Below are 21,350 nucleotides of genomic sequence, written 5' to 3'. Positions count from 1 at the left end.
CCGCCGGGCGGTCGGCGCCGATCAGGCGGGCCAGTCCGCGGGGCCGGTCGAGCCGGCCGCGTAGGTGTCGAGCGGCACGTCGCCGGCCGTCCAGGCGTCGACGACGGGCGCCACGATGGCCCAGCAGCGCTCCGCGACGTCGCCGCGGATCGACAGGGTCGGGTCGTCGTGGAAGATCCCGCTGAGCACCTCGCCGTAGGGCGTGAGCTCGGGCTTGCCCAGCGTGACCTGGAAGGTGGACTTCTCCAGGTCGAAGGGGTTGCCCTTGCCGTTGGTGGTGACGCCGAGCTCCATCGTCTCGGGGCTGATCTCGATGCGGAGCGTGTCGGGGGTCGACGAGCCATTCAGGCCCTCGGGCAGCGCGGGGACGGGCTTGAAGGTGATCAGCACCTCCTTGCGGATCTTCGTCATGCCCTTGCCGGAGCGCAGGATGAAGGGCACGCCGGCCCAGCGACGGGTCTTGACCTCGAACTCGACCTCGGCGAGGGTCTCGGTCTGGCGGTCGTTGTCGACGCCCTCCTCGTCGGAGTACGACGGGACGTCCTTGCCGTCGATCGTGCCGGCCGTGTACTGCGCCCGGCGGCTCGAGGCGACGGGGTCGCCGCCCTTGACCCACGTCGCGCGCAGCACGCGCGCGATCTCGCTGCGCAGCTCGACCGAGTCGATGCTCGACGGCGCGTCCATCGCGATGACGGCGAGCACCTGCAGGAGGTGGCTCTGGATCATGTCGACGAGGGCGCCGGCCTTGTCGTAGTACTGCGCACGGCCCTCGAGGCCGAGGACCTCGTCGTAGAAGATCTCGACCTTCTCGATGTTCTCGCCGTTCCAGACCGGCTCGAAGAGACGGTTCGCGAAGCGGAGGCCGATCATGTTGAGCACGGTGGCACGGCCGAGGAAGTGGTCGGTCCGGTGGATGCGCTCCTCCGGGACGATCTTCAGCAGCTCGGCGTTCAGCTCGCGCGCGCTCTCCTCGTCGGAGCCGAAGGGCTTCTCGAGGGCGAGGCGCAGGCCGTCGGGAAGGTCGATCTCGGCGAGCGCCTGGATCACGCGGGTGCTGATCGCCGGGGGCAGCGCGAAGTACATCACCGGGGTGCCCTCGGAGGCCTCGAAGAGGGCCTTGAGGTGCTCGACGGTGGTGGGGTCGCCCTGCATGTAGCGGCTGGAGGCGAGGGTCTTCTTCGCGAGGTCGCTGCCGGCGTCGCCGTTGAAGGCCGTCTTGACGACGCCGTCCCACTCCTCGGGGGTGCGCTCGCTGCGGCCGGTGCCGATGAGCTGGACGTCGACGCCGCGGTCGCTCTTCAGGAGGCTGGCGAGGCCGGGCAGCAGGAGTCGCTCGGTGAGGTCGCCCGAGGCTCCGAGGATGATGAGGGTGGTGGTGTCGGTCACTGTGCAGCTTTCGTGAGGGCGGCGAACTCGTCGTCGCTGAGGTCGATCTGGGCGGCGGCGACGTTGTCCTCCAGGTGCGAGACGCTGGACGTGCCGGGGATGGGGAGCATGACCGGCGAGCGCCGGAGCAGCCACGCGAGGGCGAGCTGCGAGGGGGTGGCGTCGTGCTCGGTCGCGAGGGCGTCGAGCGGCCCGCCCGGTGCGGCGAGCGCGCCGGTGGCGAGCGGGAACCACGGGATGAAGGCGATGCCCTCGGCCTCGCTGTGGTCGAGCAGGGCCTCGGCGTCGCGGGAGGCCAGGTTGTAGAGGTTCTGGACGGAGGCGATGGTCGCGGTCTGCTGCGCCTCCTTGAGCTCGTCCACGGAGACCTCGGAGAGGCCGATGTGGCGGATCTTGCCCTCCTGCTGCAGGGCGGCGAGCTCGCCGACCTGGTCGGCGAGGGGCACGGCCGGGTCGATGCGGTGCAGCTGGAAGAGGTCGATGCGGTCGAGCCCCAGGATGCGGAGGCTCATCTCCACCTGCTGGCGGAGGTACTCGGGGCGGCCGACGGGCCGCCAGTCGCCGGGGCCCGGGCGGGTGAGGCCGGCCTTGGTGGCGATGACGACGTCGTCGCCGTAGGGGTGCAGGGCCTCGCGCAGCAGCGGCTCGGCCACGTCGGGGCCGTAGGAGTCGGCGGTGTCGAAGAAGGTCACGCCGAGCTCGACGGCCCGGCGGATGACCCGGACGGCCTCGTCGTGGTCGCGGGGCTGGCCCCAGACCCCTTCGCCGGTGAGCTGCATGGTGCCGTACCCGAGGCGGGTGACGGGGAGGTCGCCTCCGATGGTGAACTGCCCGGAGGCAGCCGCCGACGGGGACGTGGTGTCGGTGGTCATGGTCGTCCTTCCTCGATGCGGGCCGAGAGCTGCGGACGACGAGCGCGTCCGCGCCGGTGTGCTGGGGGCCCCGGTGGGTCAACGCGACGGGCGGCGGACCATTCCCGGCCCCCGCGGGGCCGCCCGGGGAGGGCAGCGCGTCGCGCTCGGGCGCCGGTGCCCGGTCAACCGTACTGCTCCCGCGGGGAGCACGTTCACCGGCGGGGCTCGGTGTCGCGGGGCGCGGTGGGGTCGTCGACGGGGCCGGTGCTGTCGGTGCCGCCCTCGGTGGGCTCGTCGCCCGCGCGGCCGTCGGCGGGGCCGGTGCCGCCCTCGGCGTCGCTCCCCGCGCCTCCCCCGCCCTCGTCGGCCTCCCCCTCGTCGTCGTCGGGTCGGGGCGCCGTGGTGTCGTCGGGGTCGAGCGCGGCGATGATCCGGCCCATCGACACGGCGATCGAGACGCCCCCGCTGGTTTCGGTGGTGGGCAGGTGCCGGTGCTCGTCGATCGCCTCCCAGAGGTCGGCGACCCGGCGCCGGGCCTCGACGAACGCGTCGACGTCGTCGCCGCCCCGGAGCCGGACGACCTCGGCGACGGCGTGCGCGGCACGGGCGACGACCGGCGCGAGCTCCTCGACGATCCCGATCTGGCGGCCGATGCGGCGCCCCAGGATGCCGGAGACCTCGGCCATGTCCTGGAGGTGGAACCCCACGCGCTCGAAGACGACGAGGTCGGCGTACTCCTGGCCGAGGTCGCGGCGCCGGAGCTTCCAGCGCGGGTTGAGCCGGCGGGACTCGTCGGCGTACTGCACGGCGTCGCGGACCCGGCGGAGGGTGCCGGGCAGCTCCGCCACGCGGCGCTCCCAGTCGTCGCCCTCCAGCGGCCAGCGGGCCTCGAAGACCGCGGCGACGTCGTCGGTGCGGTCGGCGAGCGAGGCCTGCAGCGAGCGCAGCCGCTCGTCGGCCCGCCCGGCGTAGAGCGGCGGCACGAGGAGGTAGTTGACCGTCAGCCCGACCACCACGCCGACCGCGACCTGGATGACGTAGCCCGTCGAGTAGTCGGCCTGGTCGCCCTCCGTGGTCGCGCTGCCGCCGAGCAGCAGCACGAAGAGCCCGGCCGTGAGCACCCAGTCCCGCCCGGCGCCGAGCCGGCGGATGCCCGCGAGCAGCGTCCCCACGCCGACGACCGCCGCGACGGCGAGCACGCCGGGCTGGCCCTCCTGGAGCGAGAAGACGACCGTGGCCAGCACGATGCCCACGACGAGGCCGAGCAGGGTCTGCACCCCCTGGCGGAGCGACGCCTTGATGGTCGGGTACATCGCGATCACCGCGCCGAGCGGGGCGTAGTACGGGTACTCGGCCGCCACGCCGGGCACGTGGGGCGCCAGCCAGTAGGCGAGGGCCGCGGCGAGCGCCGCCTTCACGGCCAGCAGGAGGCGCGGCTGGCCGAGCAGGACGCGCGCCCACCGCGAGGCGGTGCGGACGTCGGCCCGGACGTCGGGGCGGGAGCCGCTCGGGCGTCGGTCGGGCATGCACCGATGATGACAGCCCGGCGGCGGCGCGGCCCGGCCGAGGACGTACACTGATCGAACACACGTTCGACCAGACCTGGCCGGGGTCCCGACTCGGAGCACGACCATGCGCTTCACCCACCTCCACGTGGCCTCCTCGTTCAGCGCGCACCACGGCACGACCCCGCCCGCCCAGCTGGTCGAGCGGGCGGCGGCCGACGAGGCCGACGCCCTCGCGATCACCGACCGTGACGGGCTCTACGGCGCGATCCGGCACATCGGGGCCTGCCGGGCGGCGGGCATCGACCCGATCGTCGGGGTGGAGCTGGGCTGCGCCGACGACCGGGCCGAGGCGACGCCGGCGACGGCGGCCGGCAGCCGGACGGCCGCCTCCGCCGCGGCCCCGGTCGACCGGGTCGTCGTGCTCGCCCACGGCTCCGGCGAGGGCCGGGCCGGGGAGGGCTGGGCGTCGCTCTGCCGCCTGATCAGCGCCGCGCACGGCCGGGCCACGCGCCGGGCGGCGGGCAGCGCCAACAGCACGGCGACCATCGGGCGCTCCCGGCTGCGGGCGTTCCTGCGGGGCGAGGAGGGCGCCTCCGCCACCGTGCTGCTGGGCCCCGACTCCGACGTGGGCCGGCTGGTGCGCGAGGGGCGCAGCACCGCGGCCGCCGCCTCCCTCGCCGACTGGGCCCGCGAGCTGCCCGGGGGCGTCGTCGTCGAGGTCGTCTGCCACCTCACCGAGCCCGGCGAGAGCCGGAGCGTGCGGCACGCGGCCCGGATGCTCGAGCTCGCCGAGCACGTGGGGGTGCCGGCGGTGCTGACCAACGCGGTCCGCTACCTCGACGCCGACGGCGCGGTGACGGCCGACGTGCTCGACTCGGCGGGCCACCTGGCACCGCTCGGCTCGTTCACGCCGCAGCCCAACGCGCAGGCGACCCTGAAGAAGGGCGCGGCGATGCGGGCGATCGCCCACCTCGTCGCGGACGCCTCGTCGCTGTCGCGCCGGGCGGCGGAGGAGATGCTCGCCGCGACGGAGCGGCTGGCCGACCGCTGCCGGCTCGACCCCGACGCCGACCTCCGCTGGCGGCAGCCCAAGGTGCCCGAGCTGAGCGCGATCGGCGTCGAGGGCGACCCCGACCAGGTGCTGCTCCGCCGGGCGGAGGCGGGGGTCACGGCCCGCTTCGGGCACGCGGGCCAGGGCCTCCGCCGCACCGTCGAGGAGCGCATGCGCTACGAGCTGGGCATCATCTCGGGCTTCGGCTTCGCGGGCTACTTCCTCACCGTCGCCGACGTCTCGCAGCTGATGCGCGACATGAGGGTGAGGAACGCCGCCCGGGGGTCGGGCGCGGGCAGCCTCGTCACCTACCTGCTGCGCATCTCGAACGTCGACCCGATCGAGCACGACCTGCTCTTCGAGCGGTTCCTCGGCAACAAGCGGGAGACCCTGCCCGACATCGACATCGACGTGGAGTCGGCCCGGCGGCACGAGATCTACCGGGCGATCTTCGACCGCTACGGCAGCAACCGGGTCACCCTCATGTCGATGCAGTCGACCTACCGGGGCCGGGGGGCCGTCCGTGACGCGGGCCAGGCGCTCGGCCTCGACGACGAGCAGATCGACATGGTCGCCAACAACGTCTGGCGGTCCAACGCCCGTGACCTCCGCACCGCCATGGCGGAGAAGCCCGAGCTGCGCGCCATCGCCGACCTCGCGCGGCAGAACGGCCAGATCGACCTCCTCGTCGACCTGACCGAGCGGCTCGACCGGCTCCCCCGGCACATCTCGATGCACCCGTGCGGCGTGATCCTCGGCGACTCCGACCTGCTCAGCACGACGCCCGTGCAGCCGAGCGGCATCGGCCTGCCGATGAGCCAGTTCGACAAGCACGACATGAACGACGCCGGCCTCCTCAAGCTCGACGTGCTCGGCGTCCGGATGCAGAGCTCGATGGCCTACGCCCTCGACGAGATCGAGCGGGTCAACGGCTCCCGGGCGGCCGTCGCGGGCGGCCTCTCGGTCGACGTCCCCTACGTGAACCGCGAGGGGCGGGTCGAGCTCGACGAGATCCCCCACGACGACGAGCCCACCTTCGAGGCCATCCGCACCACGCACACGCTCGGCATGTTCCAGATCGAGAGCCCGGGCCAGCGCGAGCTGATCGGCAAGATGCAGCCCGACCGCTACAGCGACCTGATCGCAGACATCTCGCTGTTCCGCCCCGGGCCGATGAAGGGCAACATGGTCGCGCCCTTCCTCGACACCAAGCACGGCTTCCAGCAGCCCGACTACCTGCACCCGAGCTTCGCGTCGTTCCTCGACGACAGCTACGGGGTCGTGATCTACCACGAGCACGTCCTGCGGATCCTCGAGGCGACGATGGAGGTGTCGCTCGCCGAGGCCGACGAGCTCCGCCGGCACATGGGCAAGGGCGCCGACGACGACCTCGAGGTGGAGTTCCGGCGCCGCACGCGGGCCAACGTCGACGAGCGGGGCAGGAGGCGCTTCACCGACGCGCAGGTCGACCGGATCTGGGCGGTGCTCAAGGGGTTCGGCTCGTTCGGCTTCTGCAAGGCGCACGGAGCGGCCTTCGCCCTGCCCACCTACCAGAGCGCCTGGCTGAAGACCCACTACCCCGCGGAGTTCCTCGCGGGGCTGCTCACCCACGACCCCGGCATGTACCCGAAGCGGCTGCTGCTCACCGAGGCACGACGCATGGGGGTGCCCGTGCTGCCGCTCGACGTCAACCAGTCGACCGACGTCTACAGCGTCGAGCGCGTGCGCGCCCCCGCGACCCCGATCGCCCCGAGCCGCCCCGGCGACCTCGGCATCCGGCTCTCGCTCGCCGACGTGCACGGCATCACCGACGCCGAGCTCGCGCGGATCGTCGTGGGCCGGCCCTACGACTCCATCACCGACTTCTGGCAGCGAGCGACGCCGTCACGGCGGCTGGTGGAGCGCCTCGCGCAGGTCGGGGCGCTCGACTCGCTGGCCGGCCCGGGCCGCACCCGGGGCGACGTGCTGGCCCGTGTGCGGTCGCTGACCCAGCGCACCGCCCGGCCCCGCGCCTCCGACGTCCAGAACCAGCTCGACTTCAGCGTCGACGACTCGGCCGAGGTGCCGACCGGCACCCCCGACGTCAGCCTCCGCGACCGGGTCAGCGACGAGCTCGACATCCTCTCGATGGAGATCAGCGAGCACGTCGTCGAGAGCTACCGGCCCATGCTCGACGACCTCGGGGTCACGCGGGCCGCCGACCTGCGCGACCACTGGAACGGCACGACCGTGCTCGTCGCCGGCATCCGCATCGCCACGCAGACGCCGCCCATGCGCAGCGGCAAGCGGGTCGTCTTCATCAGCCTCGACGACGGCACCGGCTGCGCCGACGCGACCTTCTTCGAGGAGGCCCAGTCGCGGGCGGGCTCGCTGCTCTTCGGCACCAAGCTCATGCTGATCCAGGGGCGCACCCGGCGCACCGGGGAGAAGGGCATCTCGCTGGAGGCGGAGAACGCCTGGGACCTGAAGGCGATGTGGCGCGACTGGCAGGCGAGCCGTGCCTCGGCCGCCTCAGGGCCGGGGGGCGCCGAGCTGCCCGACCTCTCGGACGCCCCTGCGTAGGGTGGCGGGCATGAGCGACGACCAGCAGGCGAAGGGCACGTACGTCGAGCCCGGCCAGGAGTACACCCGCGACACGAACTACATCGAGGACAGGATCACGCGCGACGCCGTCGACGGTTGGCCCGTCGAGGCCGGCCGCTACCGCCTGGTCGCCGCCCGGGCCTGCCCCTGGGCCAACCGCACCGTCATCTCGCGCCGCCTCCTCGGCCTCGAGGACGTCATCTCCCTCGGCCTGCCCGGCCCCACCCACGACGCCCGCAGCTGGACCTTCGACCTCGACCCCGACGGCCGCGACCCCGTGCTCGGCATCGAGCGCCTGCAGGAGGCCTTCTTCGCCCGCACGCCCGACTACGCCCGCGGCATCACCGTGCCCGCGGTCGTCGACGTGCCGAGCGGCAAGGTCGTCACCAACGACTTCCCGCAGATCACGCTCGACTTCGCCACCGAGTGGCGCGAGCACCACCGCGAGGGCGCGCCCGACCTCTACCCCGAGCACCTGCGGGCCGAGATCGACGAGGTGAACGCGGTCGTGTTCCGCGACGTCAACAACGGCGTCTACCGCGCGGGCTTCGCCGGGTCGCAGAAGAGCTACGAGCGGGCGTACGACACGCTGTTCGCCCGCCTCGACTGGCTCTCCGAGCGCCTGGCCGGCCAGCGGTTCCTGGTCGGCGACACGATCACCGAGGCCGACATCCGCCTCTTCACCACCCTCGCCCGCTTCGACGCGGTGTACCACGGGCACTTCAAGTGCAACCGCTCGAAGCTCACCGAGATGCCGGTGCTCTGGGCCTACGCCCGCGACCTGTTCCAGACCCCCGGGTTCGGCGACACGATCGACTTCGCCCAGATCAAGGCGCACTACTACGTCGTGCACAGCGACATCAACCCGACCGGCATCGTGCCCGCCGGCCCCGACCCGTCGGGCTGGCTGACCGCCCACGGCCGTGAGGAGCTCGGCGGCCGGCCCTTCGGCGACGGCACCCCGCCGCCCCCGCCGCGCGAGGGCGAGCAGGTGCCGCCGATCGTCGCGTGACCGACCCGGGCGACCAGCTGCGCGCCACCCGCGACGACGCGCTCGCCCTGGCCGCGCGCCTCGGACAGGACATGGAGGCGGTGGCCGCGGCCCGCGAGGGAGCCAACGTCGACGACGAGCACGACCCCGAGGGGTCGACGATCGCCTACGAGCGGTCGCAGCTCGACGCGGTGCGCCGGTCGGCCCTCGAGCGGGCCGCCGACGCCGACGCGGCGCTGCGGCGGCTCGCCGACGGGACGTTCGGCCGCTGCGAGCGGTGCTCGGCCCGGATCGGCGAGGCGCGGCTCGCGGCCCGCCCGACGGCGCGGCTCTGCATCGACTGCGCGCGCTAGCTCGCGGCGGTGCCGGGTTCGCCAGTGCCCGGCACACCGGCACCGGGCTCGCCGGGGCCGGGCTCAGCCTGCGGGGCCGCGGCCGCCCCGGCGACCGCGTACACGCCGTGCCCGACCCGCTCGAGCCTCCCCTGGCGCGTCAGCACGCTGAGGGTCGAGAGCACGCTGCTGCGGCGGTAGCCCGGCAGCGCGGCCACGAGCGCGGTCGTCGACAGCGGCCCCGCGCGGAGGACCTCGGGGATGCGGTCGGCGAGCGACGCGCCCGAGCCGACCCCCGCCTCCTCGACGTCCTCCCCCTCGGCGCCCGCGCGGTCGGCGCGGTAGTCCGACCGCGCCTGCTCGAGGTCGTCGGCCGACACCCTCGTGGTGCCGCCGTCCGCCCCCGAGGCGTGGGCGTAGGGGGCGAGCGCCAGCGAGCGGCCGACGCGGGCGTACACGGCGGAGGCGCTGGTGCCCTGGTGCTCGGCGATCTCGGGGTAGGAGGCGCCGCCGAGCAGCAGCACCGCCTCGCCCTCCAGCCCCAGCCACTGGCCGAGCGTCGCGATCTCCCACCCGGCGGTCGTGACGGCCGAGCCCCACACCTCGATGTCGTCGGCGTGCTCGGAGGTGAGGCCGTCGAGGTCGTCGAGCAGGTCGAGCAGCCGCTGTCGGGCGTCGGCGACGATCTCCGCGGTGAACCGCGGCGGGCGCTGAAGTTTGATCGGTCGTGACATCTGTGAAAGACTATCCAAGTTGCCCGAACGCGGGCACCTCACACTTAGCTGCACCAAGGAGATCCCATGGCTTTCGCAATCGTGCGTGCCGGCGGTCGTCAGGAGAAGGTCGAGGTCGGGACGATCCTGACCGTCGACCGTCTCAAGGCGAACACGTCCGACACCGTCTCGTTCGTCCCCGTCCTGCACGTCGACGGCGACACCGTCCTCTCGGGCGACGACCTGGCCTCGGTCACGGTCGAGGGCGAGGTCCTCAACGACCTCCGCGGCCCGAAGATCGTCATCCAGAACTACAAGAACAAGACCGGCTACAAGCGTCGCATGGGCTTCCGTGCCGACCTCACGCGCGTCAAGATCACCAAGATCTCCAAGTAAAGGGAGCTGAGCACACATGGCACACAAGAAGGGCGCATCGTCCACCCGCAACGGTCGTGACTCGAACGCTCAGCGCCTCGGCGTGAAGCGCTTCGGCGGCCAGGTCGTCCTCGCCGGCGAGATCCTCGTCCGCCAGCGCGGCACCCACTTCCACCCCGGCGCCAACGTCGGCCGTGGCGGCGACGACACGCTGTTCGCCCTCGCCCCCGGCGCGGTCGAGTTCGGCACCAAGGGCGGCCGCAAGGTCGTCAACATCGTCGCCTCCGCCGTGAGCGTCGACGCGTAGCACCCCCTGGCCGCACCTGCGGCACAGCTGAGGCGGTCGTCCCCTGTCGGGGCGGCCGCCTCCGTCGTCTCCGCGACACCTGTACCCCACGGGGCCAGCCCGCTCCCTGCCGCCGGGCGTAGACGGGGTGCATGAAGGCTCTCACCTACCAGTCCATCGCCGACGTCGCCGTCACCGAGGTGCCCGACCCCACGATCACGGAGCCCACCGACGCGGTGATCAAGGTCACCTCCGCCGCGATCTGCGGCAGCGACCTGCACCTGTACGACGTCTTCGACCCCTACCTCGACAAGGGCGACGTCCTCGGCCACGAGACCATGGGCGTCGTCACCGCCGTCGGCTCCGCCGTCTCGCGCATCCAGGTCGGCGACCGCGTCGTCGTCCCCTTCGTCATCGCCTGCCGTGAGTGCTTCATGTGCGAGCGCGGCCTCTTCTCGCAGTGCGAGACCACGCAGGTCACCGAGTACGGCTCGGGCGCTACCCTCTACGGCTACACCAAGCTCTACGGCCAGGTGCCCGGCGGGCAGGCCGAGCAGCTGCGCATCCAGCGCGCCGACGCCAACCTCGTCAAGGTCGGGCACGACCTCCCCGACGAGCGCTACCTCTTCCTCAGCGACATCCTCCCCACGGCGTGGCAGGGCGTCGAGTACGCCCAGGTGCCCGAGGGAGGCACGCTGGTCGTCCTGGGGCTCGGTCCGGTCGGTCAGTTCGCGGCCCGCATCGGCGTGCACAAGGGCTTCCGGGTGATCGGCGTCGACCCCGTCCCCGAGCGCCGCGCCATGGCCGAGCGCCACGGCGTCGAGGTGCTCGACCTCACGAAGGACGTCGCCGACGTCATCAAGGGCATGACGGACGACCGCGGCCCCGACTCCGTCGTCGACGCCGTCGGCATGGAGGCCCACGACCACGGCGGCGTCAGCATGGTGCAGAAGTTCGCCGCGGCGCTGCCCGACAAGGTCGGCCAGGCGCTCATGCAGAAGGCCGGAGTCGACAGCCTCAGCGCCATGCACCTCGCCTTCGAGGTCGTCCGCCGCGGCGGCACCGTCTCGCTGTCGGGCGTCTACGGCGGAACGGCCGACCCGACTCCCTTCCTCACCCTCTTCGACAAGCAGATCACCATCAAGATGGGCCAGTGCAACGTCCACCAGTGGATGGACACCCTGATGCCCCTCGTCGAGGACCCGACCGACCCGCTCGGCACGGAGGACCTCACCACGCACCCGGTGCCGCTCGACCGCGCGCCGGAGATGTACGAGCTGTTCAAGAAGAAGGAGGACGGCTGCATCAAGGTGGTGCTCAAGCCGTAGCGCGACTCCCCCGGGTCACCGCCGGGCCCCGCTCCGCCCCGTCCTGGGGCCTGGCGGGGCCCTCCGCACGTCGGTAGCGTCGCGGGGCGTCGAAGTGTCCGATCAGTTCGCTGACCGTTCACCCGAACACGCACCGACGTTCACCGGCCGTGGAGCAAACGAATGGTGGACTGGTGACGAAGGAACAACGAGGGCCTCGTCCTGGGGCCGTCGTCGGCGACACGTGAATGAGAGAACCATGGATCTCCGGACGGCCGAGCACCCGAGGCCCGACCACTTCATCCTGCACCTCAGCGACACCCACCTCGTCGGCGGTGACGCCGACCTCTACGGCGACGTCGACAGCGAAGGTCGCCTCGCCCAGATCCTCGCCGGGATCGAGGCCTCCGGCATGCGGCCGGAGGCGATCGTCCTCACCGGCGACCTCGCCGACAAGGGCGAGCCCGCGGCGTACCGCAAGCTCCGGGCGCTGCTCGAGCCGGTCGCGGCGCGCCTCGGAGCCCAGATCATCTGGGCGATGGGCAACCACGACGAGCGCGGCGCCTTCCGCGAGCAGCTCTTCGGGCAGATGCCCTCCGACCGGCCCGTCGACTTCGTCTACGACGTGAACGGCCTGCGCATCATCACCCTCGACACGTCGGTGCCGGGCCACCACCACGGCGCGCTCACCGGCGACCAGCTCGACTGGCTCGCCGAAGAGCTCTCGACGCCCGCGGAGCACGGCACGGTCATCGCCATGCACCACCCGCCGGTGCCCAGCGTGCAGGACCTCAGCGTGCTGGTCGAGCTGCGCGACCAGGCCTCGCTGGCCGAGGTCGTCGAGGGCAGCGACGTCCGGTCGATCATCGCCGGGCACCTGCACTACTCGACCACGGCGATGTTCGCGGGCGTCCCCGTCTCGGTGGCCTCGGCCACGTGCTACACGCAGGACCTCGCGGTCGGCGGGACGCGCGGCCGCGACGGCGCGCAGTCGTACAACCTGGTGCACGTGTACGCCGACACGGTCGTGCACTCGGTCGTGCCGATCGGCTCGTACGACACGGTCGGCGAGTACGTCTCGCCGTCGTCGACGGCGGAGCGCCTCGCCCTCGCGGGCGTGCGCATCGCGCCGGCCGCGCCCCGGCACCGCCGGACCGACACCGCCCCGGTGCCGGTGGTGACGCGCGACCTCGCGCTGACCGGCCCCATCGACACCCTCTGACGCGAGCCGGCCGGCCGTCGCCGGTCGGGTCGGCCCCGTCGGCAACTCCTGCGCCCTGGCCGACTCGCCGCTGCCGTCGTCGCTCCGGCGACGTCGCGCAGGAGTTGTCGACACGTCTCGCTCGGGTCTCCGGCTCCGTCTCCGCACCCGCGCCTCCTCGCTCGGGCCGGACGGCCCTGCGCCGGGCTCACGCGTGCCCCGTCGGCAACTCCTGCGCCTCGTCCCGGCCGCCGCTGCCGTCGCCGCTCCGGCGACCTCGCGCAGGAGTTGTCGACGGTCGGCGCGCCCGGCGGTCGTGTCACGCGGCAGATCGTGCCCTCATGCCGGCGTTAGGCGTTCGGCGTTCGGCGTTCCGTGTTCAAGTTCGGCGTCCGGGGTTCGGCGTCCGGCGTTCGGCGTTCGGCGTTCGGCGTTCGGCGTTCGGCGTTCGGCATTCAGAATTCGGGCGTTCAGAGTTCAGAGTTCGGCGTTCAGAGTTCGGCGTTCAGAGTTCGGCGTTCAGAGTTCGGAGTTCGGAGTTCGGCGTTCGGCGTTCGGCGTTCGGCGTTCGGCGTTCGGGATCTGAGACATCACCGCGACAGACGGCGGCGACGAGCCGGGGCCGGGCACGACCGACGCCGAGGGGGCACCACGCAGCGACGGACGACGAGGCGACCCGCGGTGGCTTCCTAGCCCGCCTGCTCCGTGCCCCGCTGCGCCATGTAGCGCCGCAGCCGCCGCAGGTAGTGGTCCCGCAGCACGTGCCTGACCCCCGCGGGCAGCCGCGGCACGACGACCCGGCTCACGCCCACGACGACGTCGAAGAGGCCCTGCCGCACCGCTCCCCAGGGCAGGCCGAACGCCTCCCTCACCGTCGCCGGCAGCAGCCCCGCCGTCACGAGGCGCGCGAGCGGCATGGCCAGGCGGAGCGCCACGGGCACGTTCACCGGGTGCAGCAGCTGGTGCGCGACGTCGCGGGTGACCTCGTCGACGGACAGCCCGGCGAGCTGGGCGTCCCACCAGGTGCGGAACTCGGCCCGGGTCGCCGGCCACAGCCCCGGCGGCATCTGGAGAGCCGAGCCGACCACCACGTAGTCGCGGTAGACGGCCTCCGCCACCTCGGGCGACAGCGCCCCGTGGACGCGTTCGTAGAGCGTGATCGCCGAGTCGTAGAGCGTCGCCGCCACCCAGAGCTGCAGCTGCGGGTCGACCGCGTCGTAGGCGACCGGCGAGGAGGCGGTGCTCCGGACGGGCTGGTGGGCCCGGTCCACGAGCGCCCGCACGAAGGCGACCTCGTCGGGCGTGCCGAAGACGATGGCGTAGAGGTAGGTCATCGTGCCGTGCAGGCGGGCGAGCGGCCGGTCGACGAAGTCGCTGTGGTCGGCCACCCCGTGCCCCACGGCCGGGTTCGCGAGCTGCAGCAGGATGGCCCGGCCGCCGCCGCCGAGCAGCAGCGACTCCCCCGCCATGTCGGAGATCGAGCGCACGTCGGCCCCCCACCGCACGTCGTCGCCCCTCATCCCGTCAGCCTACGCGCGGCGAGGCACGGGCAGGCTCCTCGACGACGTGCTCGCTAGGCTCGCGGCATGGCCGTCCCCGACTTCATCCTCACCCTCCGCGAGTCGATCGGCACCGCGCCGCTCTGGCTCTCCGGCGTCACCGCCGTCGTCGAGCGGGGCGACGACCTGCTCATGGTCCGCCGCTCCGACACGGGCGAGTGGACGCCCGTCACCGGCATCATCGACCCGGGCGAGCACCCCGCCGACGCCGCGGTGCGCGAGGTGCTCGAGGAGGCCGACCTCCACGTCGTGCCCGTGCGGCTCGCCGCCCTCGGGGTGACCGAGGGCATCGTCTACGGCAACGGCGACCAGGCGAGCTACCTCGACCACACGTTCCTGATGCGCTGGCAGAGCGGCGACCCCGCGCCGGCCGACGGCGAGAACACCGAGGCCCGGTGGTTCCCCCGCGGCGACCTGCCGCCGATGACCGCCGACATGCGTGCTCGCGTCGACGCCGCACTGTCGGGCGACCCGAGCACGCAGTTCGTCGTGGCGGGCGAGGTGCGGCGGGGCGAGCACCCGGCGTGACCACCTGCGGGAGGCGCGGTGCCGGCGGGTGCCGGCCCGCGCCTCCCCGGGGCTACGCCTCGATCTGGTCCTGGTCGCCGCCCGCACGGCGGACGCGGCGACGCTGCTCGGCCGTCTCGCGCTCGACGCGCTCCATCTCGGCCTTCTCCCACGGGGCCGCGAACGGGTAGTACCGCTCGAGGAAGTCGGTGACCGTCGACGTGCGCTCCTCGTCCGTGACCTCGGGGAAGCTGCCGTCGTTGAGGCAGAAGAAGTCGTACGAGCGCTTCTTCAGCAGGTCGGAGAGCGAGGCGAGGTCGGCGACCGTCGTCGTGTCGACGTAGCGGACCCGGGCGGCCTCCTGCACGATCGCGCGCCCCGTCATCAGCGAGTAGTAGTGGTAGAGCGAGTTCGTCACGGAGACGTTCTCCTTCGCCCGGAAGGGGCTCGACGCGGTCGCGCGGAACTCGTCCGCGAACTCGTGCTCCATCTCCGACATGACGCTGCGGCGCAGGGGCGCCGCGGTGTGCTCGAGATGACGGGTGGTGACCCTGCCGAAGCGCTGCTGCAGGAGGCGCCGGTTCACCCGGGCCGCGTTCTCGAAGCCGCTGCGCTCGGTGTTGTTGACGCCGAGCCCGATGCGCGTCTCGGCCTCGATGAACTTCGTCACCGAGCCCGGCGAGAAGAACATCGACGGCGCGACCGGGCGCCCGAAGAACATGTCGTCGTTCGAGTAGAGGAAGTGCTCGCTGAGCCCCTCGATGTGGTGCAGCTGCGACTCGACGGCCTGCGAGTTGTGCGTGGGGAGGAACGACAGGTCGGAGAAGAACTCCTCGCTCCGCACGACGCGCACGCGCGGGTGGTCGCCCAGCCACTCGGGCACCGGCGAGTCGGTCGCGATGTAGATGTTGCGGACCCACGGGGCGAACATGTACACGCTGCGGAGGGCGTACTTGAGCTCGTCGATCTGGCGGAACCGGGCCGGGGCGTCGTCGCCCTCGCCCACGACGTGGCGCTTCGCCTGCGCGGCACGGGCGCGCTGGTACTCGACCGAGTTGCCGTCGACCCAGGAGAAGACGATGTCGATGTCGAAGGTGATGTCGGTGGCGTGGTCGTCGAACATGTGCTCGAGGGTCGGCCACTCGAGGCCGTAGCGCTCGACGGTCGTCTCGACGGCCTCCTCGCGGGGCAGCGAGTAGCGCATCAGGGAGTTCTCGACGGGCACGAGGACCTCGTCGTCGGTGAGGATCCAGAACTCGACCTGGACGGCCGTGCCGGCGCCGTAGCGGAGGCGGCCGATGGGCTCGACGCGGGGGCGGTACACCTTGAAGGCCCGCTCGGTCTCGGACTCGAGGCCCCCCTCGGCGACGAGGACGGCCTGGCCCTTGCGGGGCTTGGCGTAGAACGGCTCGGAGCCCGACGCCGCGATCATGGCGTCGATGAAGGCACGGCGGTGGACGACGTCGACCGCCAGCACGGGGCGCACGTCGTTGCCGCGGACGAGGAGGAACGGGATGGCCGCCTCGTCGAGGACGCGACGGATGAAGAGGAGGTCCTCGATCATCGACTGCTGTGGCGTGAGGTGGCCGTTCAGGAGCGTGAACTGCCCCTTGCGCACCACCACGTCGTCGCGGTCCAGACCACCGGGTCGGGGACGAGGCGTCAGCAGAGGACTCTCTGTCGTACCGGTGATCTCGGTGACCATTCAGACTCAACTTCCCGTGGGGGCCTCGGGACGGCCGCCGCACTCTAGAACGAACTGATTTTAGCTGGTGGAAGCGGGTTCTCGTGAACGCCGGAACTCGTCGCCCCGGTCAGCGACGTCGAGCGGGGCGGGCGTCGCCCGTCGCCTGCTCCGTCGGCACCTTCACGAGGACCCCCGTGACCACGAACGCGACCGCGCCGGCGAACTGCAGGGCGGCCCACGGCTGACCGGAGAGCGGCACGACGGCCACGGGGTTCCAGATCACCGCGATCGCCGCGAGGACGGGCAGCGCCCACCAGGTCCGGCCGCGCCAGGCGAAGACGAGCATGATCAACGCGAGGATCGCCACCGCGAAGCGCACGATCGTGAAGGTCGGCGAGTCGAGCAGGAACGCCCCGACCGTCAGCACGATCGCCCCGAGCAGACCGGGCGCCAGGGCGGGTCGCAGGAAGGCGGGAACGGTGGGCGTGGGCACGGGCTTGCGACCTCTCGTCAGGCCGCGGGCGCGGCACGGACGAGCTTATCGGGGGCACCCTGGGCACCCTGCGCGCCCCCGACGCCACGGGCGCCCCGACGCCTCGGGCTCAGTCGATGTCGTAGGGCACGTTGAGCACGCGCAGCGGCGCGCTCATCGGCGGCTCGTCGCGGAGCCGCGCCAGCCCGGGCACGAGCTCGGCGAGCCACGCCTCGTAGCCCGCGGCCGTGAGGTGCAGCTGGTCGTCGCTGAACTCGGGGCGGATCGCGTCGCCCGACTCGTCGGCCAGCGCGGGCCACAGGTCGAGGTACTGCGCCCGGACGGTCGAGGAGAACTGGCGGAGATGCCGGTTGGCGTCCTTGATGCGCGGGGCGTAGTCGGCGCCCCGCGGCATGATCGACTGGAGCAGCAGCCGGGTGCCGGGCAGCTCGCGCCGCATCGTCACCATGATCGACTCGACGCCGCGCACGACCTGCTCGACGGTGCGTCTCTGGCCGAAGTCGTTCGTGCCGATCAGCAGCACGACCGAGTCGGGCTGGGCCGCCACGACGTCGTCGAGGCGCTCGGCCAGGCTGGTGGTGGTGTCGCCGTCGACGCCGAGCTCGACGACGTCGTCGTCGGGGAACCAGGCGGTCCAGTCGCCGCCTGCCGTGATGCTGTCTCCGACGAAGACGAGTTTCTCGCCGTGCGCCATGGGGGCCTCCTGTCGTCGTGTTCGCGACCGGCCGTGCTGCCCGAGGGCGGCTCCACCGGTCGCGGGGTGGTTCGACGCTACCGCGTCAGTCGCGGAAGCGTCGAGGTCGATGGGACGAGATGCGGTCGAGGCCCCGTCGCACGCCGGGCAGGAGCACGACGAACGACGCGACCACGACGACGATCCCGAGGGTCACGCCCAGCCACAGCGGCACGGGCGAGGCGGGGCCGTCTCCCCCGGGGCCGAACGGCGACGGGGTCGGCGTCAACGTCGTCGACGCCCGCAGCAGCGGGGCCAGCAGCGGGGCGGCGAGCAGCGGCGTCACGACCCGGCCGCGCTGCTGCCGGGGGCGTCGTCGGCGGTGACCCGCGCCTCCTGAGTTCCTCGCCCCGCGGGCACGTCGTCACCGTGGGAGGCGGCGGCCGCGTCCCGCTCGGCGGTGGCGGTGATGCGCTCGAGCATGCCGGAGAAGATCACCCCGTGGAAGGGCAGGATCGCGAACCAGTACAGGCGCCCGCCGAGCCCCTGCGGGAAGAAGACCGCGCGCTGGCGGTAGTGGGAGCCGCCGCCCTCACGGGGCGTGACCGTCATCTCCAGCCACGCGCCGCCCGGCACCTTCATCTCGGCCCGGAGCCGCAGCAGGTGGCCGCGCTCGATCTTCTCGACGCGCCACCAGTCGAGGGCGTCGCCCGCACGGAGCGTGCTGCGGCTCCGACGGCCGCGCTGCAGCCCCACTCCCCCGACGAGCCGGTCCATCCAGCCCCGCGCGGCCCAGGCCAGCGGGAAGGAGTACCAGCCGTTCTCGCCGCCGATGCTCTCGACGACCTTCCAGAGCTCCTCCGGAGGCGCGGTCGAGTCGGTCTCCCGGTCGTCGGTGTAGACGATGTGGCCCGACCAGTCGGGGTCGCTGGGCAGGAGGTCGCTGGGCGCTCCCGACACCGAGCTGTCCTGCCAGCTCGTCTCGACCTCGCCGTCCTTCTCGCGCTGCAGCGCGAGGCGCACGGCCTGGCGGTAGCGGAGCAGGCCCTCGGCCGGCGCCGGCACGTACTGGTCGATGTCGTGCTCGTGCACGACGCAGTCGTACTGGAGCGACGCGATGATCGGCACGGCGAGGGCGCGCGGCACGGGTGTGACGAGGTTGACCCACTGCGAGGCCAGCCACGGTGTGAAGACCGGCAGCGAGGCGATGGGGCGTTGCTTCAGCCCCGCCTCCAGGGCGTAGCCGTTCATCATCTGGCCGTAGCGGAGGACGTCGGGGCCCCCGATGTCGAAGGTGCGGTTGACGTCGGCGGGCACGTCGGCGGCGCCGAGGAGGTAGTGCAGCACGTCGCGGACGGCGATCGGCTGGATCTGGTTGCGGACCCACTTCGGCGCGGGCATGTAGGGCAGCACGTCGGTGAGGTGGCGGATCATCTCGAACGACGCCGAGCCCGAGCCGATGACCACGCCCGCCTGGAGGGCGACCGTCGGGACCCCGCTCGCCAGCAGGATGTCGCCGACCTCCTTGCGCGACTGGAGGTGCTTCGAGAGCTCGCCCTCGGGGTGCAGCCCGCCGAGGTAGACGATGCGGCCGACGCCTGCCTCACGGGCGGCGTCGGCGACGGTGTGGGCGGCCTCCGCCTCCGCCGCCTCGAAGTCGCCGCGACCGCCCATCGCGTGGGCGAGGTAGTAGACGACGTCGACGCCCTCCATGGCGGGGCGGACGGTGGAGGCGTCGGTGAGGTCGCCCTCGACGACCTCCACGTCACCGGCCCACGGGACGTCGACGAGCTTGCCGGGGCTCCGCACCAGGACGCGCACGTCGGCGCCGGCCGCCACCAGGCGCGGCGTCAGACGCCCGCCGATGTAGCCGGTCGAGCCGGTGACGAGGACACGGCGCCGCGCGACCGCGCCGTCGTTCTCGCGCACGACGGGGTCGGCGGCGGGGCGGGGGTCGGACGGGACGGGGTCGGTGGCCATGTGCCCAAGCTACGCTGGCAGCATCATGACTACCCAGCAGCTCCCCACGGTCGCCGCCGTCGCCGGCATGATCGACCACGCGATCCTCAAGCCCGAACTGACCCGTGCCGACGTCGACGAGGCGCTCGACACGGCCGCGGCGCACCACGTCTTCAGCGTGTGCGTCCGCCCCTCCGACGTCGCCCACGCCGTCGACCGCCTCGAGGGCACCGGCGTCCTCGTCGGCACCGTCATCGGCTTCCCCCACGGCACGACCTCGACCGAGGCCAAGGTCGCCGAGTCCCGTCAGGCCGTCGCCGACGGCGCCGTCGAGCTCGACATGGTCGTCAACGTCGGCCGGCTGCGCAGCGGCCTGCTCGACGACGTCGAGGCCGACGTCCGCGCCGTGGTCGAGGCCGCGGGCGACCTCGTCGTCAAGGTCATCCTCGAGACCGCCTTCCTCAGCGACGACGAGATCGTCGCGGGCTCGAAGGCGGCCGAGCGGGCCGGCGCGGCCTTCGTCAAGACCTCCACCGGGTTCGCCGGCGGCGGCGCGACCCTCCCCCACCTGCGCCTCATGCGCGACGCGGTCGGCGAGGCCGTCCAGGTCAAGGCGTCGGGCGGCGTGCGCGGCCTCGACACCGTCCTCGAGATGCTCGACCTCGGCGTGACCCGCTTCGGCACCAGCGCCAGCGGCACCATCCTGGACGACCTCGCGCACCGGCTCGAGACCGGCAGCGCCTCCGGCGCCGGGGACGACACGACGTCGTACTGAGCTGACGCCGGGGAGCCCCGGCCGACGCCGCGACAGAGCAGGAGGCCCGCACGACGATCGTCGTGCGGGCCTCCTGGCGTCCGGGCGTCCGGGCGTCCGCGCGACCGGGCCGTCGCGGCGCGGGCTCGTCCGGCCGGCGCGGGCGGACGCCGCACGGTGCGGGATCAGGGCGCAGGCGCCCCGAGGATCTCACGGCACCGCACGACGTCGGCCCGGATGTGGGCGATCAGCGCGTCGAGCCCCTCGAAGGCGACGTTGCCCCGCACCCAGTCGACGAAGTGCACGGTGATCTCCTGCCCGTAGAGGTCGAGTGTCACATCGAGGAGGTGGGCCTCGACCTGCTTCTCGGGCACGCCCTCGAAGGTCGGGTTGTTGCCGACGGAGACGGCCGCCGGGTACAGGGTGTCGCCGACGAGCACCCGGGCCGCGTAGACGCCGTCGGCCGGCACGAAGCCCTCGCTGTGCGGCTCGAGGTTGGCGGTCGGGAACCCCAGCTCGCGGCCGCGCTGCTCGCCCTGGACGACCACGCCCCGCACCGCCGGCTCCCGGCCGAGCAGCTCGGCGGCCTCGCGGACGCGGCCCCCGTCGAGCAGCTCGCGGATCCAGGTCGAGGAGGCGCGGCGTGCGCCCCCGGGGCGGACGTCGTCGATCGAGACCACCCGGAGCCCGCGGGTGGCCCCGAGCTCGCGCAGCGTGTCGACGGTGCCGCTGCCCCGGACGCCGAAGCGGAAGTCGTCGCCGACGAAGACGACCCGCGCGTGGAGGGCGCCCACGAGGATCCTGTCGACGAACTCCTCGGGAGCGAGGGCGCGGAGATCGTCGTCGAAGGTGAGCATGAGCGTCGCGGCGACGCCCGCCTGCTCGAGCAGCTCGCGCTTCTGGCGGTTGCTGACCAGGGCCCGGGGCACGTCGCCCGGTCGCAGCACGGCGAGCGGGTGCCGGTCGAAGGTGACGACGGTGCTCACGAGGCCCTCGTCGGCGGCCACCTGCTCGAGGAGGTCGATGACGGCCCGGTGGCCGACGTGGACCCCGTCGAACTTGCCGATGGTGACGGCGCTCGGCCCGAAGTCGGCCGGGACGGAGGCGACGGTCTCGAAGAACTGCACGTCG

At 72.9% G+C, this 21,350-nt stretch carries 20 protein-coding genes; 9 read left to right on the top strand and 11 right to left on the bottom strand.

The genetic code is table 11. The annotated features are described in order from the left end of the window. Positions 1 to 21: 21 nt before the first annotated feature. From IFT72_RS03765 to IFT72_RS03755, 3 genes are all read right to left on the bottom strand, one after another. Positions 22 to 1,386: a glucose-6-phosphate dehydrogenase gene (locus IFT72_RS03765; protein WP_192045601.1), complete on the bottom strand. Its 1,365-nt coding sequence runs from the start codon at positions 1,384 to 1,386 to the stop codon at positions 22 to 24. Continuing rightward, positions 1,383 to 2,258, bottom strand: a complete 876-nt coding sequence (locus IFT72_RS03760) for an aldo/keto reductase (RefSeq protein WP_185232326.1) — start codon at positions 2,256 to 2,258, stop codon at positions 1,383 to 1,385. The genes IFT72_RS03765 and IFT72_RS03760 overlap by 4 nt, the downstream gene beginning before the upstream one ends. A gap of 194 nt (positions 2,259 to 2,452) precedes the next feature. Continuing rightward, positions 2,453 to 3,766, bottom strand: a complete 1,314-nt coding sequence (locus IFT72_RS03755) for an FUSC family protein (RefSeq protein ID WP_192045600.1) — start codon at positions 3,764 to 3,766, stop codon at positions 2,453 to 2,455. A 106-nt stretch (positions 3,767 to 3,872) separates the two neighbouring features. Here IFT72_RS03755 and IFT72_RS03750 point away from each other — a divergent pair, with 106 nt between their 5' ends. The 3 genes from IFT72_RS03750 to IFT72_RS03740 are packed head-to-tail and all read left to right on the top strand — an operon-like array spanning position 3,873 to position 8,726. Beyond that, the gene (locus IFT72_RS03750; RefSeq protein WP_192045599.1) at positions 3,873 to 7,361 is read left to right on the top strand and encodes a DNA polymerase III subunit alpha; all 3,489 of its coding nucleotides are present in this window, start codon (positions 3,873 to 3,875) and stop codon (positions 7,359 to 7,361) included. A 10-nt stretch (positions 7,362 to 7,371) separates the two neighbouring features. Next, the gene (locus tag IFT72_RS03745; protein WP_192045598.1) at positions 7,372 to 8,394 is read left to right on the top strand and encodes a glutathione S-transferase family protein; all 1,023 of its coding nucleotides are present in this window, start codon (positions 7,372 to 7,374) and stop codon (positions 8,392 to 8,394) included. Then, positions 8,391 to 8,726 (top strand): TraR/DksA family transcriptional regulator, encoded by a 336-nt coding sequence (locus IFT72_RS03740; protein ID WP_371741153.1) that lies wholly within the window; start codon positions 8,391 to 8,393, stop codon positions 8,724 to 8,726. Before IFT72_RS03745 ends, IFT72_RS03740 begins: the two co-directional genes overlap by 4 nt. On the opposite strand, the gene IFT72_RS03735 is transcribed toward IFT72_RS03740, so the two are convergent. Then, positions 8,723 to 9,439 carry a hypothetical protein gene (locus tag IFT72_RS03735; protein WP_192045597.1) on the bottom strand — a complete coding sequence of 239 codons (717 nt, stop codon included), beginning with the start codon at positions 9,437 to 9,439 and terminating at the stop codon, positions 8,723 to 8,725. The two genes, IFT72_RS03740 and IFT72_RS03735, sit on opposite strands and share 4 nt — an antisense overlap. A gap of 66 nt (positions 9,440 to 9,505) precedes the next feature. Between IFT72_RS03735 and rplU the strand changes: the two genes are divergently transcribed. From rplU to IFT72_RS03715, 4 genes are all read left to right on the top strand, one after another. Then, complete coding sequence (gene rplU, locus IFT72_RS03730) at positions 9,506 to 9,814, top strand: 50S ribosomal protein L21 (RefSeq protein ID WP_056054115.1); 309 nt, start codon at positions 9,506 to 9,508, stop codon at positions 9,812 to 9,814. Between the two features lie 16 nt (positions 9,815 to 9,830). Continuing rightward, entirely contained in the window at positions 9,831 to 10,100 is a 270-nt protein-coding gene (rpmA, locus tag IFT72_RS03725) for a 50S ribosomal protein L27 (RefSeq protein WP_056054111.1), read from the top strand. Between the two features lie 131 nt (positions 10,101 to 10,231). Then, positions 10,232 to 11,407, top strand: a complete 1,176-nt coding sequence (locus IFT72_RS03720) for an alcohol dehydrogenase catalytic domain-containing protein (RefSeq protein WP_056054107.1) — start codon at positions 10,232 to 10,234, stop codon at positions 11,405 to 11,407. Between the two features lie 238 nt (positions 11,408 to 11,645). After that, complete coding sequence (locus IFT72_RS03715) at positions 11,646 to 12,608, top strand: phosphodiesterase (protein ID WP_056054104.1); 963 nt, start codon at positions 11,646 to 11,648, stop codon at positions 12,606 to 12,608. A 668-nt stretch (positions 12,609 to 13,276) separates the two neighbouring features. On the opposite strand, the gene IFT72_RS03710 is transcribed toward IFT72_RS03715, so the two are convergent. After that, positions 13,277 to 14,107 carry an oxygenase MpaB family protein gene (locus IFT72_RS03710; RefSeq protein ID WP_192045596.1) on the bottom strand — a complete coding sequence of 277 codons (831 nt, stop codon included), beginning with the start codon at positions 14,105 to 14,107 and terminating at the stop codon, positions 13,277 to 13,279. A gap of 66 nt (positions 14,108 to 14,173) precedes the next feature. Between IFT72_RS03710 and IFT72_RS03705 the strand changes: the two genes are divergently transcribed. Further along, positions 14,174 to 14,674 carry an NUDIX domain-containing protein gene (locus IFT72_RS03705; RefSeq protein WP_056054096.1) on the top strand — a complete coding sequence of 167 codons (501 nt, stop codon included), beginning with the start codon at positions 14,174 to 14,176 and terminating at the stop codon, positions 14,672 to 14,674. A gap of 52 nt (positions 14,675 to 14,726) precedes the next feature. Here the strand turns inward: IFT72_RS03705 and IFT72_RS03700 are convergent, their stop codons facing one another. The 5 genes from IFT72_RS03700 to IFT72_RS03680 form a co-directional block, all read right to left on the bottom strand. Beyond that, the gene (locus tag IFT72_RS03700; protein ID WP_185232312.1) at positions 14,727 to 16,358 is read right to left on the bottom strand and encodes a stealth conserved region 3 domain-containing protein; all 1,632 of its coding nucleotides are present in this window, start codon (positions 16,356 to 16,358) and stop codon (positions 14,727 to 14,729) included. A 109-nt stretch (positions 16,359 to 16,467) separates the two neighbouring features. After that, on the bottom strand, positions 16,468 to 16,833 hold the full coding sequence (locus tag IFT72_RS03695) for a DUF6804 family protein (RefSeq protein ID WP_192045595.1): 366 nt from the start codon (positions 16,831 to 16,833) through the stop codon (positions 16,468 to 16,470). A gap of 109 nt (positions 16,834 to 16,942) precedes the next feature. Next, positions 16,943 to 17,527, bottom strand: coding sequence for a GDSL-type esterase/lipase family protein (locus IFT72_RS03690; protein WP_167258993.1), 585 nt, complete (start codon positions 17,525 to 17,527; stop codon positions 16,943 to 16,945). A gap of 85 nt (positions 17,528 to 17,612) precedes the next feature. Continuing rightward, the gene (locus IFT72_RS03685; RefSeq protein ID WP_167258992.1) at positions 17,613 to 17,852 is read right to left on the bottom strand and encodes a hypothetical protein; all 240 of its coding nucleotides are present in this window, start codon (positions 17,850 to 17,852) and stop codon (positions 17,613 to 17,615) included. Then, on the bottom strand, positions 17,849 to 19,486 hold the full coding sequence (locus IFT72_RS03680) for an SDR family oxidoreductase (protein ID WP_192045594.1): 1,638 nt from the start codon (positions 19,484 to 19,486) through the stop codon (positions 17,849 to 17,851). Before IFT72_RS03680 ends, IFT72_RS03685 begins: the two co-directional genes overlap by 4 nt. 25 nt (positions 19,487 to 19,511) lie before the next feature. Here IFT72_RS03680 and deoC point away from each other — a divergent pair, with 25 nt between their 5' ends. After that, the gene (gene deoC / locus IFT72_RS03675) at positions 19,512 to 20,240 is read left to right on the top strand and encodes a deoxyribose-phosphate aldolase (RefSeq protein ID WP_192045593.1); all 729 of its coding nucleotides are present in this window, start codon (positions 19,512 to 19,514) and stop codon (positions 20,238 to 20,240) included. Between the two features lie 164 nt (positions 20,241 to 20,404). On the opposite strand, the gene IFT72_RS03670 is transcribed toward deoC, so the two are convergent. After that, a complete protein-coding gene (locus IFT72_RS03670; protein ID WP_192045592.1) occupies positions 20,405 to 21,346 on the bottom strand; it encodes a bifunctional riboflavin kinase/FAD synthetase in 942 nt (313 codons plus the stop codon). Between the last annotated feature and the right edge of the window lie 4 nt (positions 21,347 to 21,350).

This window comes from Frigoribacterium sp. CFBP 8754, assembly GCF_014841815.1.
Taxonomy (GTDB): Bacteria; Actinomycetota; Actinomycetes; order Actinomycetales; family Microbacteriaceae; genus Frigoribacterium; species Frigoribacterium endophyticum.
Note: the sequence above shows the minus strand (reverse complement) of the source record. Positions and strands in the feature narration are given on the sequence as shown.